The sequence below is a fragment of the Demequina lignilytica genome (assembly GCF_030418375.1).
GTDB classification, from domain to species: domain Bacteria; phylum Actinomycetota; class Actinomycetes; order Actinomycetales; family Demequinaceae; genus Demequina; species Demequina lignilytica.
Genome location: NZ_JAUHPZ010000005.1, coordinates 15,964 through 31,772 on the forward strand (window position 1 = coordinate 15,964; position 15,809 = coordinate 31,772).

Annotated in this window: 14 protein-coding genes and 1 tRNA gene; 6 read left to right on the forward strand and 9 right to left on the reverse strand. The window is 72.1% G+C overall.

All coding sequences use genetic code 11. The features are described from left to right. Window positions 1-8: 8 nt before the first annotated feature. A complete protein-coding gene (locus QQX13_RS08825) occupies window positions 9-701 on the forward strand; it encodes a DUF4386 domain-containing protein (RefSeq protein WP_301153129.1) in 693 nt (230 codons plus the stop codon). Window positions 702-770: 69 nt separating this feature from the next. Here QQX13_RS08825 and pntB read toward each other — a convergent pair whose 3' ends face one another. From pntB to QQX13_RS08840, 3 genes are all read right to left on the reverse strand, one after another. Continuing rightward, complete coding sequence (pntB, locus tag QQX13_RS08830; protein ID WP_301153131.1) at window positions 771-2,180, reverse strand: Re/Si-specific NAD(P)(+) transhydrogenase subunit beta; 1,410 nt, start codon at window positions 2,178-2,180, stop codon at window positions 771-773. Next, window positions 2,180-3,739, reverse strand: a complete 1,560-nt coding sequence (locus tag QQX13_RS08835) for a Re/Si-specific NAD(P)(+) transhydrogenase subunit alpha (protein ID WP_301153133.1) — start codon at window positions 3,737-3,739, stop codon at window positions 2,180-2,182. The genes pntB and QQX13_RS08835 overlap by 1 nt, the downstream gene beginning before the upstream one ends. Before the next feature lie 365 nt (window positions 3,740-4,104). Next, a tRNA-Arg gene (locus QQX13_RS08840) sits at window positions 4,105-4,177 on the reverse strand. Window positions 4,178-4,293: 116 nt separating this feature from the next. Here QQX13_RS08840 and QQX13_RS08845 point away from each other — a divergent pair. The 4 genes from QQX13_RS08845 to ettA all read left to right on the forward strand — a co-directional run bounded on the left by QQX13_RS08845 (window position 4,294) and on the right by ettA (window position 9,835). Continuing rightward, entirely contained in the window at window positions 4,294-5,883 is a 1,590-nt protein-coding gene (locus QQX13_RS08845; protein ID WP_301122073.1) for a dynamin family protein, read from the forward strand. Then, complete coding sequence (locus tag QQX13_RS08850) at window positions 5,880-7,397, forward strand: GTPase (RefSeq protein ID WP_301153135.1); 1,518 nt, start codon at window positions 5,880-5,882, stop codon at window positions 7,395-7,397. Before QQX13_RS08845 ends, QQX13_RS08850 begins: the two co-directional genes overlap by 4 nt. A gap of 146 nt (window positions 7,398-7,543) precedes the next feature. Further along, window positions 7,544-8,050: a single-stranded DNA-binding protein gene (locus QQX13_RS08855; RefSeq protein WP_301153137.1), complete on the forward strand. Its 507-nt coding sequence runs from the start codon at window positions 7,544-7,546 to the stop codon at window positions 8,048-8,050. A 102-nt stretch (window positions 8,051-8,152) separates the two neighbouring features. After that, on the forward strand, window positions 8,153-9,835 hold the full coding sequence (gene ettA / locus QQX13_RS08860; RefSeq protein WP_301122066.1) for an energy-dependent translational throttle protein EttA: 1,683 nt from the start codon (window positions 8,153-8,155) through the stop codon (window positions 9,833-9,835). A 56-nt stretch (window positions 9,836-9,891) separates the two neighbouring features. On the opposite strand, the gene QQX13_RS08865 is transcribed toward ettA, so the two are convergent. Continuing rightward, on the reverse strand, window positions 9,892-10,278 hold the full coding sequence (locus QQX13_RS08865) for a VOC family protein (RefSeq protein ID WP_301153138.1): 387 nt from the start codon (window positions 10,276-10,278) through the stop codon (window positions 9,892-9,894). A gap of 39 nt (window positions 10,279-10,317) precedes the next feature. Here QQX13_RS08865 and QQX13_RS08870 point away from each other — a divergent pair, with 39 nt between their 5' ends. Further along, window positions 10,318-10,797, forward strand: coding sequence for an acyl-CoA thioesterase (locus tag QQX13_RS08870; RefSeq protein WP_301153139.1), 480 nt, complete (start codon window positions 10,318-10,320; stop codon window positions 10,795-10,797). Window positions 10,798-10,867: 70 nt separating this feature from the next. Here the strand turns inward: QQX13_RS08870 and QQX13_RS08875 are convergent, their stop codons facing one another. The 5 genes from QQX13_RS08875 to QQX13_RS08895 all read right to left on the reverse strand — a co-directional run bounded on the left by QQX13_RS08875 (window position 10,868) and on the right by QQX13_RS08895 (window position 15,800). Further along, window positions 10,868-11,773 (reverse strand): glycine betaine ABC transporter substrate-binding protein, encoded by a 906-nt coding sequence (locus QQX13_RS08875; RefSeq protein WP_301153141.1) that lies wholly within the window; start codon window positions 11,771-11,773, stop codon window positions 10,868-10,870. 139 nt (window positions 11,774-11,912) lie between these two features. Beyond that, window positions 11,913-12,872, reverse strand: a complete 960-nt coding sequence (locus QQX13_RS08880; RefSeq protein ID WP_301153142.1) for an ABC transporter permease — start codon at window positions 12,870-12,872, stop codon at window positions 11,913-11,915. Then, window positions 12,872-14,164, reverse strand: a complete 1,293-nt coding sequence (locus QQX13_RS08885; RefSeq protein WP_301153144.1) for a quaternary amine ABC transporter ATP-binding protein — start codon at window positions 14,162-14,164, stop codon at window positions 12,872-12,874. Before QQX13_RS08885 ends, QQX13_RS08880 begins: the two co-directional genes overlap by 1 nt. A 350-nt stretch (window positions 14,165-14,514) precedes the next feature. Next, window positions 14,515-15,387 (reverse strand): acyl-CoA thioesterase, encoded by an 873-nt coding sequence (locus QQX13_RS08890; RefSeq protein ID WP_301153145.1) that lies wholly within the window; start codon window positions 15,385-15,387, stop codon window positions 14,515-14,517. After that, on the reverse strand, window positions 15,387-15,800 hold the full coding sequence (locus QQX13_RS08895) for a globin (RefSeq protein WP_301153147.1): 414 nt from the start codon (window positions 15,798-15,800) through the stop codon (window positions 15,387-15,389). Before QQX13_RS08895 ends, QQX13_RS08890 begins: the two co-directional genes overlap by 1 nt. Window positions 15,801-15,809 lie beyond the last annotated feature (9 nt).

Consider the following 15,809-nt stretch of genomic DNA (forward strand, 5'->3'; position numbering starts at 1 on the left):
AGCCCTCGATGTCTCGCCCTCGCCGCGCCGCCGCCCTCGCCGGCGCCTTCTACCTGCTCACCCACCTCACGTCGGTCGCCGCCGTGATCCTCTACGGACCGATGGTCGCCGACGACGTCTGGCTCGCGGGCTCCGACGGGGGCGGGCCGCAGCTGCTCGGTGCGCTGCTCGACATCGTGCTCGCGGTCGCCGTCGTCGGCACCGCGCTGTGCCTCCTCCCGCTCCTGCGCGCGCACGCACCGCTCGGCGGCCCCGCATACCTGGTGCTGCGCGTCCTCGAGGCGGCCGTGATCCTGGTCGGCGCCGCCTCGGTGGCCGCGCTCGTGAGCCTGCGCGACGCCGGCCTCGCCGACGGCGGCGCGGGGGTCGCGCTGCGCGAGCTCTACTCCGCCACCTTCCTGGTCGGCGCGGGGCTGGTGGTCGGCGTGCACACGGTGGTGCTCGCGGTGGTGCTGTGGCGCCTGCGCGCCGTGCCGCGCTGGATCCCGGTGCTCGGCGTGGTCGGCTCCGCGCTGGTGACGGCGTCGAACCTCACCGTCATGTTCGGGCTGGCGGACGAGGTCACCACGGCACGCGCGCTCGCGGCGATCCCGATCTTCCTGTGGGAGATCTCGCTCGCGATCACGCTGATCGTCCGGGGCCTGCGCCTGCCCGCGCCGACCGGCGCGCCGGAGAAGGTGCCCGCCGCCGTCGCGGCGTGACCGCGCATCGTCCACCCGACGACGAGGGGCCCGGCACCGCACGGTGCCGGGCCCCTCGAGGCATGGACGTCAGGCGCTCGCGCCCTCGCTCACGCGCAGGTGGGTGAGGATCTCCTCGACCTGGGTCTTCGCGTCGCCGAACAGCATCGCCGAGTTCTCGCGGAAGAACAGCGGGTTCTGCACGCCGGCGTAGCCCGTGGCCATCGAGCGCTTGAAGACGATGCACTGCTTCGCCTTCCACACCTCGAGCACCGGCATGCCGGCGAGCGGCGAGCCCGGGTCCTCGAGCGCGGACGGGTTGACCACGTCGTTGGCGCCGATCACCAGCACCACGTCGGTCTCGGGGAAGTCGTCGTTGATCTCGTCCATCTCCAGCACGATGTCGTACGGCACCTTCGCCTCGGCGAGCAGCACGTTCATGTGGCCCGGTAGGCGTCCGGCGACCGGGTGGACGCCGAAGCGCACCTCGACGCCGTGCGCGCGCAGGTTCGAGACCATGTCGGCGACCGGGTACTGCGCCTTCGCGACGGCCATGCCGTAGCCCGGGACGATGATGACGGACTTCGCCTGGGCGAGGATCTCCGCCGCCTCGGGCGCCTTCACCTCGCGGTGCTCGCCCTGCTCGGCGTCGCCGGACGATGCGCTGCCGCCCTCGGTGCCGAAGCCTCCGAGGATGACGGCGAGGAACGCGCGGTTCATCGCCTTGCACATGATGTAGCTGAGGATCGCACCGGAGGAGCCGACCAGCGCGCCGGTGACGATCAGCAGGTCGTTCTCCAGCATCAGGCCAGCGGCCGCGGCCGCCCAGCCGGAGTACGAGTTGAGCATCGACACGACCACAGGCATGTCGCCGCCGCCGATCGCGGCGACCAGGTGGAAGCCGAGCGCGAGGGCGATGACGGTCATGATGATCAGCGGGACGATGCTGTTGGTCGCGATGAACCAGCCCAGCAGGCCGGCGCTGGCCACCACGGCGCCCAGGTTGAGCAGGTTGCGGCCGGGCAGCGTGAGCGGGCGCGACTTCATCTTCGCGCTGAGCTTGAGGTAGGCGACGATCGAGCCCGTGAAGGTGATCGCGCCGATGAACACGCCGAGGAAGACCTCGATCTGGTGGATCGCGTCGGCCTCCTCCGTCAGGTAGGAGTTGAAGCCGACCAGCACCGCCGCGAGGCCCACGAAGGAGTGCAGCATCGCGATGAGCTCGGGCATCTGCGTCATCTCGACGGTGCGAGCGCGCCACATGCCCACGCCGGCGCCGATCGCGAACACCATCGCGATGAGCAGCGCCGTGATCCACGGGCTGCGCTCGGACTGCTGGAGGGACAGGACCACGGTCGCGATGAGCGCGAGGCCCATGCCGACCATGCCGAGGATGTTGCCGCGGCGGGCGGTCTCCTGCTGGGAGAGGCCGGCGAGCGACAGGATGAACAGGACCGCGGCGACCACGTAGATCGCGGTGGCGAGGGAGGTGAGGGTCATCAGGCGTCCTTCCTGAACATCCCGAGCATCCGGTACGTCACCAGGAAGCCTCCGAAGATGTTGATGCTGGCGACGGCGGCGGCGATGAAGGACAGCGTGGACACGATCGCGTCCTCGGAGCCGATCTGCAGCAGCGCGCCGACCAGGATGATGCCGGAGATGGCGTTGGTCTGCGCCATCAGCGGGGTGTGGAGCGAGTGCTTCACGTTCGAGATCACGTAGAAGCCGACGATCACGGCGAGCGCGAACACGGTGAGGTGCTTGACGGTGTCCTGGTCGGAGAACGCGAGCAGCAGCAGCGCGGCGACCGCGCCGGCGCCGTAGAGCCAGTTGCGGCGCCTGGCCTTCGCCAGCGCGGCCTCCTGCTCGAGCCGGGCCTTCTCGGCCAGCTCCTCCTCGGTCGGGCCCTGCGCCGCGACCGGGGCCGGCGCCGCGGACACGGACACGGGCGGCGGCGGCCACATGACCTCGCCCGCATGCGCGACGGTCATGCCGCGCTGCACCTGGTCCTCGAGGTCGAGCACCATCGCGCCGTCCTTGCCGGGCGTCAGCAGCGCCATGAGGTGCACGATGTTGGTGCCGAACAGGGTCGACGTGTGGCGCGGCATGCGGCTGGTGAGGTCGGTGTAGCCGACGATGGTCACGCCGTTGTCCGACAGGACCGTCTTGCCGGGGACCGTGAGCGCGCAGTTGCCGCCGCCCGAGGCCGCGAGGTCGACGATCACGGAGCCGGGCCGCATGCCCGCCACCACCTCGGCGGTGATCGTGGTGGGCGCGGTGCCGCGCACCAGCGCCGTCGTGATCACCACGTCGGCGTTCGCGGCCTCCTTGGCGTAGACGGCCATCGCGGCGGCCTGCTGCTCCGCCGTGAGGGGCTTGGCGTAGCCGTCGGCGCTGATCTCCTGCTGAGCCTCGGGGGCGTCGACGAACGTGCCGCCCATCGACTCGATCTGCTCCGCCACCTCGGGGCGCACGTCGAACGCGCGCACCTGGGCGCCGAGGGAGGACGCGGCGCCGATCGCCGCGAGGCCGGCGACGCCCGCGCCGATGATGAACACGGTGGCGGGCTTGGTCTTGCCGGCGGCGGTGACCTGGCCCGTGAACATGCCTCCGTAGTTCTCGGCCGCCTCGATCACCGCGCGGTAGCCGGCGACGTTCGACATGGTCGACAGGACGTCGATCGCCTGCGCGCGGGAGATGCGCGGGACGGCGTCGAGGGCGAGCGCGGTGACGCCGCGCTTCGCGAGCGAGGTCACCAGCCGCTCGTTCGAGTGCGGCGCCATGGTCGCGACCAGCGTCGCGCCCTCGCGCAGCAGCTTGATCTGCGCGGGCTTCGGGGCGTTCACGCACGTGACGATGTCCGCGCCCCAGGCGGTCGCGGCGTCGACGAGCGTCGCGCCGGCCTCCTCGTACTGGGCGTCGAGGAAGCTGGCCGACGTGCCGGCGCCTGCCTCGATCGCGACCTCGTAGCCCAGCTTGATCAGCTGCGCCACCGAGGCGGGGCTCGCCGCGACGAGCCTCTCGCCCGCACGGGTCTCCGCGGGGACCCCAATCTTCATCGGTCATCCTGTTCTGGTCCCGCGCGTCGCGTGCCGCGGAACCGGTCTCCATCGGTCGGTGCGACGTGCCGATGCGGCGGCCGCGGACCGGGTTCCTGGTTGCCTCGCGACCAGGCTAGTGGACGGTTCGCGGGCGCGACCCGGGACCTGTGCCCGCTCCTGGTCCCAATTCTCGGCGGAAGCGTCTCGCCTGGTGAGACGGCTCATGCGGGCGCCCCGGTGCCAGAAATCGCCGCGCCGGGCGCGCATCGTCCCGCCGTCCCGGCGCATCGTCCGCCCTCACCACCCCTGAGATGGAGGACCGGTGCACAGGGCCCGCGGGTATCGAGCGCTCGCGCGCCATCTCGGTGGCGCTCGGTCGGCGGCGCCCCCGGCAGGACTCGAACCTGCAACCTACGGATTAGAAGGCCGTTGCTCTATCCATTGAGCTACGGGGGCCGGCGCGCGCAGAACGCACGGATACAGAGTAGTCGCGCGGCTCGCTGCGCTCGTGCGGCCTGGTAGGAGGCCCCGCGCTACCCTTGACGCATGGTGGGACGAGGGGTCGGGGTCGCATGAGCGTGCGACCCATCAAGACGTGGTCGTACCCCGGCAACCTCCTCGACGCCCTGGTGGACACCAGGAAGGTGGTCGCCGGGGTGGAGCTGCCGCTCCCGACGCCCAGCGTGGACGAGGCGCGCGACACCATGCGCCGCATGCTCGACCAGCTCGACCATCACCTGATCCCGCGCGTCCGCGAGGAGGCGTCGCCCGCCGTCGTGGTGGTCGCCGGCTCGACGGGCGCGGGCAAGTCCACCGTGGTCAACGCGCTGGTGGGAGAGCAGCTCACCCCATCGGGGGTGCTGCGCCCGACCACCCGTATCCCTCACGTGTTCCACCACCCGCTCGACACCTCGGTGCTCACGGAGGTCGAGCAGCGGGGCAAGGTCATCGCGACCGAGGCGGTGCCCCGCGGGCTCGCGATCGTGGACTCGCCCGACCTGGACTCGGTGCGCGGGGAGAACCGCGAGATCGCCAAGGTGCTGCTCGAGGCCGCCGACCTGTGGATCTTCGTCACCACCCCCGCTCGCTACGGTGACGCGCTGCCGTGGGAGGCTCTGCGCGCGGGCGCGGACCGTGGTGCGTCGATCGCCGTGGTGCTCAACCGTGTCACGGTCGACATCGCCGCCCAGGTGCGCCGCGAGCTGGTCGACCGCCTCACGCTCGAGCACCTCGAGACGCTCCCGCTGTTCGTGATCCCCGAGGACACCGCGCGTCAGGCCACGGTGCCGCGCGACGTGGTCAACGGCCTGGGCCGCTGGCTCGACTCGGTGGCGGCCGCGTCCGCCGCGACCATCGTCGAACGCACGCTGCACGGCGCCGCCGAGTCCGTGAAGGAGTGGCTCGAGGTGGTCGCCGAGGCGATGGACGAGCAGTCTGCCGCCGCCAAGGACGTTCGATCCGAGGTCCGCCGCAGCGCCGCCCAGGTCGAGAACGAAGGCGGCGACCGGTGGTGGGAGACCATCCCGACCGGCGCGCTCACCACCCGGTGGCAGCAGGCGACGGCCGACGGCGGCGCGCTCTTCCGGCTCCGCAACTCGCTGTGGGTCAAGCGCCGGCACCTGCGGGAGGACCGCGACACCGTCCTGCACGAGATCTACGTCGACGTGCTCGATGCGGTCGAGTCGCGCCTGGTCCACGCCGCGGCCTCGGTCGCGGAGGCGATGACGGCCGCGCTGCGGCGCGCCGACACCGGCGTGGGTCCCTGGCTCGCGGAGCGACGCGATCCCCGCGACGCGCGGCAGGCGCGCGAGCGCCAGGCCGCCGACGCGGCCCGCCGGTGGATGCACCGCTGCCAGGAGATCGTCCTCGCGCTGCCCGGCGCATCGTCCGGCATCGAGGTGGTCGGGGAGCCCGGCCTCACCACCACCCTCGCGAGCGCCGCGCTCGGGATCGAGGAGGCGCGCACCGCGCTCATGGTGCTCACGGGCCAGGCCGTCGGCGAGGCCGTCGAGGAGGCACGGGCGGAGCTCGCGGCCGCCCGCCGCCACTGCGTCTCCCGGGAGTCGCTCGACATGATGCGGCCCACCGACATCCCGTCGCTCATGCCCGACTCCTCGGCGAAGATCCGGCTGCGGCGCGCGGAGCTGCGAGGCCTGCTGTGAGCGTGAGCTTCGACCACCTGGCGCCCCGCGACGAGACCTCCGTGCTGCGGGAGCGGGTCGAGCGCCTGCGCTCGTCCCTCACCTGGGCCCGCGCGGCGATCCCCGGCGACGTGCGCCGCGAGCTCGAGGCCACGATCGACCGCTGCGAGGAGCGCCTCCGGCTCGGCATCGACTGGACCGTGGTCGCGCTGGCGGGCGGCACGGGCTCCGGCAAGTCCACCCTGTTCAACGCGCTCGCCGGCATGTCCTTCGCGGTGCCCGGGGTCGCGCGCCCGACCACCTCCGAGGTGAGCGCGGCGGTCTGGGGCCCCGACCCCGCGCAGGCGCTGCTCGACTGGCTCGGCGTCGCGCCGCAGCGGCGGCTGGTGCGCGCGCAGGCGCCGGAGGCGGACGCGGATCCGGCGCTCGGCGGCCTGATCCTGCTGGACCTGCCCGACCACGACTCGGTCAACGCGTACAACCGCGCGACCGTGGACCGCATGATCCCCATGGTCGACCTGCTGCTGTGGGTGGTCGACCCGCAGAAGTACGCCGACCACGCCATCCACGACGGCTACCTGCGGGTCGCCTCCGACCATGGTCAGCCGTCGCTCGTGGTGCTCAACCACGTCGACCGGCTCACCACCGAGGACGGCTGGAACGTCGCGCGCGACCTGCAGCGTCTGCTGGCGGAGGACGGGATGCACTCCGTGCCCGTCATGCCCGTGAGCGCGCGCACCGGCCAGGGGGTGGACGTGCTGCGCGCGGAGCTCGAGGGCGCCGTGGAGGCGCGGTCCGTCGCCGCCGACGCCGTCGCCGCCGACCTGGTGGAGGCCGGCCGGACGCTCGAGCGCGCGCTGGCGCGCGACGCGGAGCCGGTCCTGCCCGACGTCGCGGAGCTCGTGGCGGCGCTGACGGCCGCGGCCGGTGTCGACGCGCGCGCGCAGGCGGCCGCTCTGGTGGTCTCGGGCAAGGCGCAGCAGGTGCCGCTGCCGGCGGTGCTGGGCCGCGAGGTGGTCGAGCGCGAGAGGCTCGACTGGGTCGACGCGGCGTCCGAGGGGCTGCCCGTCACGTGGCGCACCGTGATCGACGACGCGGTGGCGCCGGCGGAGCTGCTGACCGAGCGCATCGCCGAGGCGCTCGCGGCCGTCCCGTGGGAGACCCCGGTGCGTGCGAGTGGCTTCTTCCGGCGCGGGGCGAAGGGGACCGCGTTCGCCCGCGCCATGGTCGAGCAGGGCAGGGCCGCCGTCCTCGGCGCCATGTCGCCCCTGGTGGTGGCCCCGACCGAGCTCATCCACCAGGCCTACCGCAACCTCGACGAGCTCACGGAGCTCGCCCGCAGCGAGGCGCCGCCGGAGGTGCCGCGTGACCGCCCCGACTCGCGCGTGCCCGCGCACGTCGCGGAGCCGGAGGAGCCGCACACCGCGCCGGCCGAGCTGTGGGAGCCGGTCGCCGGCGAGGGCGACGGCCGCCCTCACCACGGTCCCGCTCACCTCCGCGGCGATGCCGGCGCACCGGGGCCGGACGCCCGCTGACCCGTGCGGGTGCTCGCCGCGAGGCGATGTCCCCACCCGCGCAGCTCACGGCCGTCATCCCCGATCGCGGCGCCCACGGCCGCTCCGCCTCGTCCACCCTCCCACCCTGGAAGCGGCCGCACGGTGCGGCCGCCAGGGAGGAAGACATGAACGAGCTGCAGGTGACCGTGGTGGGGTGGGCGGCGACGGACGTCCGCCTGACCGTGGGCAAGAACGGGGCGGCGGTGGCGAGCTTCCGGCTCGCCTCGACCCCGAGGTACTTCGACCGGGCGCGGGGCGAGTGGGTCGACGGGGCGACGGAGTGGTTCACCGTCCGCGCGTTCCGCGGCTCCGCGATCCTGGTCAAGCAGTCGGTGGAGAAGGGCCAGCCGGTGCTGGTCACCGGGAGGATGCGGACCAACCTCTGGGAGTCGGAGAAGGGCCCGCGCACGGACCTGGTGATCGACGCGACCGCCGTCGGCCACGACCTCACCCGCGGCTTCGCGACGTTCACCCGTGCGGTCGGCGACGAGTCGATGGGCGAGGGTGACGGCACCGCCGCGGGCGAGGCCATCGAGGCGGCGCGCGGCGACGCGGAGGAGCGCGTCCCCGGGGACGAGGAGCTGGACGAGCCCGAGGACGCGGAGGCCGAGGCGCCGACCCTGGTGCGGTGAGGCCTCGGTGCCGGGCGCCCCTGCGCCCGGCACCGCTCGCGTAGGCTAGGTCACTGGTATCCGGCGCGGCACGCACGCGCGCACTCGAGACACGGAGCGGCAGTGGCAGAGTTCATCTACACCATGCAGAAGGCGCGCAAGGCGCACGGCGACAAGGTCATCCTCGACGACGTGACCATGGCGTTCTACCCCGGCGCCAAGATCGGCGTCGTGGGCCCGAACGGCGCCGGAAAGTCCACGATCCTCAAGATCATGGCCGGCATCGAGCAGCCCTCGAACGGGGAGGCGCGGCTCAGCCCCGGGTACACCGTCGGCATCCTCCTGCAGGAGCCGCCGCTGAACGAGGAGAAGGACGTCATCGGGAACGTCCGCGAGGGCGTGGGCGAGATCTACACCAAGCTCGAGCGCTTCAACCAGATCTCCGAGGAGATGGCGGACCCCGACGCCGACTACGACAAGCTGCTGGCCGAGATGGGCGAGCTCCAGGAGGAGCTCGACCACGCCAACGCGTGGGACCTCGACGCCCAGCTCGAGCAGGCCATGGACGCGCTGCGGTGCCCGCCGCCGGACGCGGACGTGACGGTCCTCTCGGGCGGTGAGCGCCGCCGCGTCGCGCTGTGCAAGCTGCTGCTGGAGAAGCCCGACCTGCTGCTGCTCGACGAGCCGACCAACCACCTCGACGCCGAGTCCGTGCTGTGGCTCGAGCAGCACCTCGCCAAGTACCCCGGCGCCGTGCTCGCCGTCACCCACGACCGGTACTTCCTCGACCACGTCGCGGAGTGGATCTGCGAGGTCGACCGCGGACGCCTGTACCCCTACGAGGGCAACTACTCGACCTACCTCGAGAAGAAGCAGGAGCGCCTGCAGGTCCAGGGCAAGAAGGACGCGAAGCTCGCCAAGCGCCTCAAGGAGGAGCTCGAGTGGGTGCGGTCGAACGCCAAGGGACGTCAGACCAAGTCCAAGGCGCGCCTGGCCCGGTACGAGGAGATGGCGGCCGAGGCGGAGCGCACCCGGAAGCTCGACTTCGAGGAGATCCAGATCCCGCCGGGCCCGCGCCTGGGCTCGACGGTGATCGAGGCGAAGAACCTCAAGAAGGGCTTCGGCGACCGCGTGCTCATCGACGGGCTCAGCTTCTCGCTGCCGCGCAACGGCATCGTCGGCGTGATCGGCCCCAACGGCGTGGGCAAGACCACCCTGTTCAAGACCATCGTCGGGCTCGAGCCGCTCGACGGCGGCGACCTGAAGGTCGGCGAGACCGTGCAGGTCTCCTACGTCGACCAGAGCCGCGGCGGGATCGACCCGGACAAGTCGCTGTGGGAGGTCGTCTCCGACGGGCTCGACTACATCAACGTCGGCAAGGTCGAGATGCCCTCGCGCGCGTACGTCAGCGCATTCGGCTTCAAGGGCCCGGACCAGCAGAAGGCCGCGGGGATCCTGTCGGGCGGTGAGCGCAACCGCCTCAACCTGGCCCTCACCCTGAAGGAGGGCGGCAACGTCCTGCTGCTGGACGAGCCGACCAACGACCTCGACGTCGAGACGCTCGGCTCGCTCGAGAACGCGCTGCTCGAGTTCCCCGGCTGCGCCGTGGTGGTCTCCCACGACCGCTGGTTCCTCGACCGCGTCGCGACCCACATCCTCGCGTACGAGGGCACCGAGGAGGACCCGGCCAGGTGGTTCTGGTTCGAGGGCAACTTCGAGTCCTACGAGGCCAACAAGGTGGAGCGCCTGGGCGCCGAGGCGGCGCGCCCGCACCGCGTGACCTACCGCAAGCTCACGCGCGACTGACCGCGAGCACCCGTCGACCGCGCCCGCGCCTCACCCGAGGCGCGGGCGTCGTCGTCTCAGCGGACGCGCTGGACCAGCTGGACCGGATGCCCGTCGGGATCGTCGACGAAGGCGACGCTGAGGATCCCGTCCCGGAAGGGATGCGGCGCGCGCCGCGCCGTGCCGCCCGCATCGACCGCGAGCCCGTACGCGGCCTCGACGTCGTCGGTCCAGAGGGTGAGGCAGGCGCGGTCGCCGGTGGTGACGGGGGAGAGGCCGTGGCTCTCCGCGGCGGGGCCGGGCAGCGCCAGCCCGAGCGCGAAGCCGCCCATCGCCATCTCGATCTTGACCGGCGCATCGTCCGGGCTGCGGAAGGTCTCGGCGAATCCGAACGCCCCGTAGAAGCGCGCCGCGCGCTCGCAGTCGCCCACGAACAGGATGACCTGCGGATCCGTGAACCTCACCGGTCCAGGCTAGGTGCAGGTCCGCGCTAGCGTGAAGGCATGAGCCGGATCCATGTGCCGATCACGCTGCGGTGGTCGGACCTCGACGCCTACGGGCACGTCAACAACGCCGAGATGCTGCGGCTCCTCGAGGAGGCGCGCATCCGCGTGTTCTGGGCGGACCGCTCCGCCGCCGAGGAGCACGAGGTGCCCCACACGGCCCTGATCGCCGGGGGCCCCGACGCGGAGACCATCACCCTGATCGCGGCCCAGCGGATCGAGTACCTGGAGCCGATCCCGTACCTGCGTCGGCCGCTCGACGTCCAGCTGTGGATCGGGAGGCTCGGCGGCGCGAGCATCGAGATCTGCTACGAGGTGTGGTCCCCCGCCGGCGACGAGCCGCGCGCGCTCTACGCCAAGGCCGCGACCACCCTGGTGCTGATCGACGCCGAGTCCAACCGGCCGCGGCGCCTCACCGAGGCCGAGCGCGAGGCGTGGAGCCCGCACCTCGACGAGCCGGTGCGCTTCCGCAACCGCTGAGCCGCCCCGCACGCGCAGAAGGCGCCGGCCACCCGAGGGTGACCGGCGCCTTCTCAGCGATGCGAGGGGATCACGCGGTGAGCGAGTCCACCCACTCCTGGTTCGCGGCGACCCACTCGGACACGATGTCCGCGTAGTCCGACGCGTCCTGGCCGTTGAGCTGGTTCTCGAGGTCGTAGAGGTGGTCGGCGTCCATGGTGAACGCGCCGAGCCACGCGGCGACCTCGGGGTGGTCCTCGGAGATGCCCGCGCGACCGTAGGTCACGATGCTCTCGGCCTCGCCGAGCGTGCCCTCGGGGTCCTCGAGGTTCTTGAGGTCGTAGGCGCCGTAGGCCCAGTGGGGCTCCCACAGCGTCACGATGATGTTCTCGCCGTTCGAGGTGGCGGTGTCGAGCTCCGACAGCATCGCGGGGGTCGACGAGGTGATGAAGTCGAGACCCTCGAGGCCGTAGGTCGGGATGACCGCATCCTGGACGGTGGCGGTGAGACCCGCGCCCGGCTCGATGCCGACGATCCGGTTGCCGAAGGCGTCCGCATTGTCGGCGAGCTCGTCGAGCGAGTCGATCGGCGCGTCCGCGTTCACGGCCACGGTCAGCGCGGCGGAGTCGAACCAGGCGCCCAGCTCCTCCATGTCGTCACCGAACTCCTCGATGTACGAGGCGTGGGTGAGGGGCAGCCACACGTCGGTGACGATGTCGTAGTCGCCGTCGGCGACGCCCTGGAAGACGACCGCGGGGTCGGCGTACTCGAGCTCGACGGTGTAGCCCTTGGACTCGAGGATGTTCTCCCAGAGCAGCGAGGTGGCGAGCGACTCGTCCCAGCCGTTGAAGACGGCGAGGGTGAGCTCGCCGCCGGCCATGGCGTCGGAGCCGGAGGTGGCCTCGTCGGCGGCCTCGCCCTCGGAGGACGAGCAGCCCGCGAGCACGAGGCCCGCAGCAGCCGTCACCGCGAACGCGGTGGCAGTGCGCTTGAACATTGGTATTCCTTTCCCGGGTCGCGGTGTCTCCGCGCCCGTGAGCGCATCCGGGTCCTTTCTCCGCGATGCGCACGCGGCCTTGCGGCCGCGAAGCCTGGGTGGGCGCCGCATCGTCCGGGCGGGACGATGCGGCGAAGGGTCAGAGGCTGCCGCCACCCCCGCCCGCGCCGGGCGAGCGACGGGGCCCGCCGACCTCGACGAGCTCGGCGTCGAAGCGGGCCTGCTCGTCCGCCTCCTTCTTCGCGACGGCGGCACGGCGCCATCGCGAGTAGAGGCCGAGGCCCTTGCCGAACGATGCGGTGAAGCGGTCGAGCAGGATCGCGAGCACCACGACCGACAGGCCGGCCTCGAAGCCCAGCCCGACGTTGAGCGCGGAGATCGCCTGCGCCACGTCGCCGCCGAGTCCGCCCGCGCCGACGAGCCCGGCGATGACCACCATGGAGAGCGACAGCATGATGATCTGGTTGACGCCGGCCATGATCGACGGCATCGCGAGGGGGATCTGGATCTGGCGCAGGATGCGGCGCGGGTGCGCGCCGAACGCCTGCCCGGCCTCGACCACCTCCTTGTCGACGCCGCGGATGCCGAGCTCGGTGAGGCGTACGCCGGGGGCCATCGCGAAGATCAGGGTCGCGATGATGCCGGGGGCGACGCCGATGCGGAACAGCCCGAGCGCGGGCACGAGGTACACGAACGCGGGCAGGGTCTGCAGGAAGTCCATGACCGGCTTGAGGATGGCCGAGACCGTGTCGTTGCGGGCGGCCCAGATGCCGAGCGGGATGGAGATCACCACCGCCAGGAAGGCGGCGACCAGCACGAGCGCGAGCGAGTCGATCGCGTTGTCCCACTGGTTGACGCTCATGATGAAGAGCAGGCCGATCGCGGAGCCGAGCGCGAAGCGCCAGCCGCGCGCGAGGAGGGCGGCGGCCGCGACGAGCGCGATCACCACGAGCGCCGGCGGGGTCGCGAAGACCCAGTCGACGGCGTCGAACATCCAGATGAAGAGCTGGCGGAGCGCCTCGAAGAGCCAGGAGAACGTGTCCTCGAGCCAGTCGAAGAAGTCCTTGATCCACGAGCCGACGGGGATGCGGATGTCCATCAGCGGGCCTCCTTGGCGTCGGCGGCGCCGGCTCCGACGGCGCTCTCCAGCAGCTGGTCGACCATCTCGGTCGGCAGCGGATCGGGTCGGGGGCTGGCGGTCGCGGCGGCCTCGGGCTCCCCGCCGAGCGCCGCGAGCAGCGTGACGCGCGGGATCACGCCGACCAGACGGTCCCGGTGGTCGACGACGCCGAGCGGGAGCGCGGCCTCGAGGGAGGGGATGAACAGGTCGGCGAGCGCGGTGTCGGCGGCGACGGCGCCGTGGTCGGGCTTGACCGCAGGCGTGAGGTCGGTCGATCCCTTGCGCACCAGGTCGAACACGTCGCGGTCGCGGACCCATCCGACGATGCTGCGGTCGCGGTTGACCACGTACGCGCCGGCGACCTGCTCGTCGCGCATCAGCGTGAGGGCGGCGCGGGGGCCGGCGCCGGTGTGGACCACCGCGCGGGCGGGCCGCATGACCGACTCCGCCGTCAGCACCTTGGCCCGGTCGACGTCCTGGACGAACTGCTCGACGTAGTCGTTCGCGGGGTCCGTGAGGATCTCCTCCGGCGTGCCGATCTGGACGATCCGGCCGTCGCGCATGACGGCGATCCGGTCGCCGATGTACATCGCCTCGTTGAGGTCGTGGGTGATGAAGATGATGGTCTTGCCGAGCTCGCTCTGGAGCTCGAGCAGCTGGTCCTGCATGCCGCGGCGGATCAGCGGGTCGAGCGCGGAGAACGCCTCGTCCATCAGCAGGACCTCGGTGTCGGCCGCGAGGGCGCGGGCGAGGCCCACGCGCTGCTGCATGCCGCCCGAGAGCTCCCCGGGGTGCTTCTCCTCCCAGCCGGCGAGCCCGACGATCTCGGTGACCTTCCGGGCGCGGGCGATCCGCTCCTCGCGGCCCATGCCCTGGATCTCCAGGCCGTAGGCGACGTTGTCGATCACGGTGCGGTGGGGGAGCAGCGCGAAGTGCTGGAACACCATCGAGACCTTGGTGCGACGGACCTCGCGCAGGCGCTTCGGGCTGGTCGCCGTGATCGGCTCGCCGCCGATCTCGACGCTGCCCGTGGTCGCGGGGTGGAGCCCGTTGAGCATGCGGATCAGGGTCGACTTGCCCGAGCCCGACAGACCCATGACGACGAAGATCTCGCCGCGCATGACCTCGAAGGAGGCGTCGATGACGGCGGCGGTGGCGCCGCCGAGCTGGTCTCGGGGGGTGCCGGCGCGGAGCTTGTCCACGGCGGCCTCGGCGTTGCGGCCGAAGACCTTGTACAGGCCCTCCGCCTTCAAGGCGATCGCGTCGTTCACGGGTCCTCAGGCTTCACTCGGGTGGGCGAAGGCCTCGGCAAGCGAGGGGACTCGCAGCCGTCGGACGGCAATCACGGGCCCGCCGGCGACACCGCGGGGCGGCGTTGCTCACACTCCGCAGCACCGCGTCGGGCGGGCGCGTCAGGAGGTCTTCGGCTGGTCATTGACGCCTCAGCCGGCCGGGGACAGCCAGGCGAAGCGGCTTGCCGACCGTAACAACGACCCCCGGGGGGTTGTCCAACTCAGGCAGCGGGCTTTATCGAATCGTTACACGGCGCCGTGGTGTCCGGTCGGCCGGTGAGACCGGTGACATCCGTGGTCCTACGAGGCATGACGGACCAGTCAGCCCGCTACATCCGGATCATGCCCTCCTGGGCCGCGGAGGCGACGAGGGTACCGTCCTGCGCGTAGATCCGCGCCGCGGTCAGGCCGCGACCGCCCCGGGCGTTGGGCGCCTCCTGGACGAACAGCAGCCACTCGTCGGCGCGCGCCGGCCGGTACCACCACATCGCATGGTCGAGGCTGGCGACGGCCACCCCCGGCGTCACCCACGAGGCCCCGTGGCGACGCAGCAGCGGCTCGAGCATGACCTGGTCCGAGCCGAACGCCAGCAGCGCGCGGTGCATCAGGTCGGGGGCGTCGATCGGCCGGCGCACGCGCATCCAGGCCATCTGGGTCGACTTCGGCTCCGCGTCCGGCCCCAGGAAGAGCGAGCCGTCGAGGTGGCGCACGTCGAACGGTGCCTTCGTGAGCCAGAAGTCGGCGGAGGGGTGGCCGGCGAACGGAGCCATGATGTCGACGCCCGACGCGGCCTCCTCCGGACCGGGCACCTCGGGCATGGGCGCCGCGTGCTCCGGTCCCTCCTGCTCAAGCTGGAAGGACGCGATCAGGGACAGGATCGGCTTGCCGTTCTGGAGCGCATGCGTGCGGCGCGCGGAGAAGGAGCCGCCGTCGCGGAGGATCTCGACCTCGAACTGGATCGGCTGGGTGGCGTCGCCCGCGCGGAGGAAGTACCCGTGCAACGAGTGGGCGAAGCGGTCCTCGGCCACGGTGGCGCCCGCCGCGAGCAGCGACTGCGCGAGCACCTGCCCGCCGAACACGCGGCCGCGCGGCATCGGCAGCGAGTCGCCCTCGAAGCTCGTGTCGCCGAGCCGGCGCAGGTCCAGGGCGGCCATGCCGGAGGCGACCGCGGCGTCCGCCCAGATGTCCTCGACGCGCTCCATCAGCCCTCCTCGAACGTGTTCACCATGGAATGCGCCGCGCGCTCCAGGTAGTCCATCAGGGTGACGGCGTGCAGCGGAGCGAGGTTCTGGCGTGCGACGGCCTCGCGCATGTGGGCGATCCACCGGTCGCGCGCGTCGGGGTTGACGCGGAACGGCTGGTGGCGCATGCGCAGCCGCGGGTGACCTCGCCGATCGGAGTACGTGGTGGGACCGCCCCAGTACTGCTCGAGGAACAGCGTGAGGCGCTCGACGGCGCCCTCCATGTCGTCCTCCGGGTACATGGGCCGGAGCACCGGATCTCCCGCGACGCCGTCGTAGAACGCGCGGACGATCGCGTCGAAGGTCGCGTGCCCTCCGACCGCCTCGAAGAAGCTCTGGCCCTCGTCCTGAGCGGGACCCGCTCCGACGTTCATGCCCGGCTG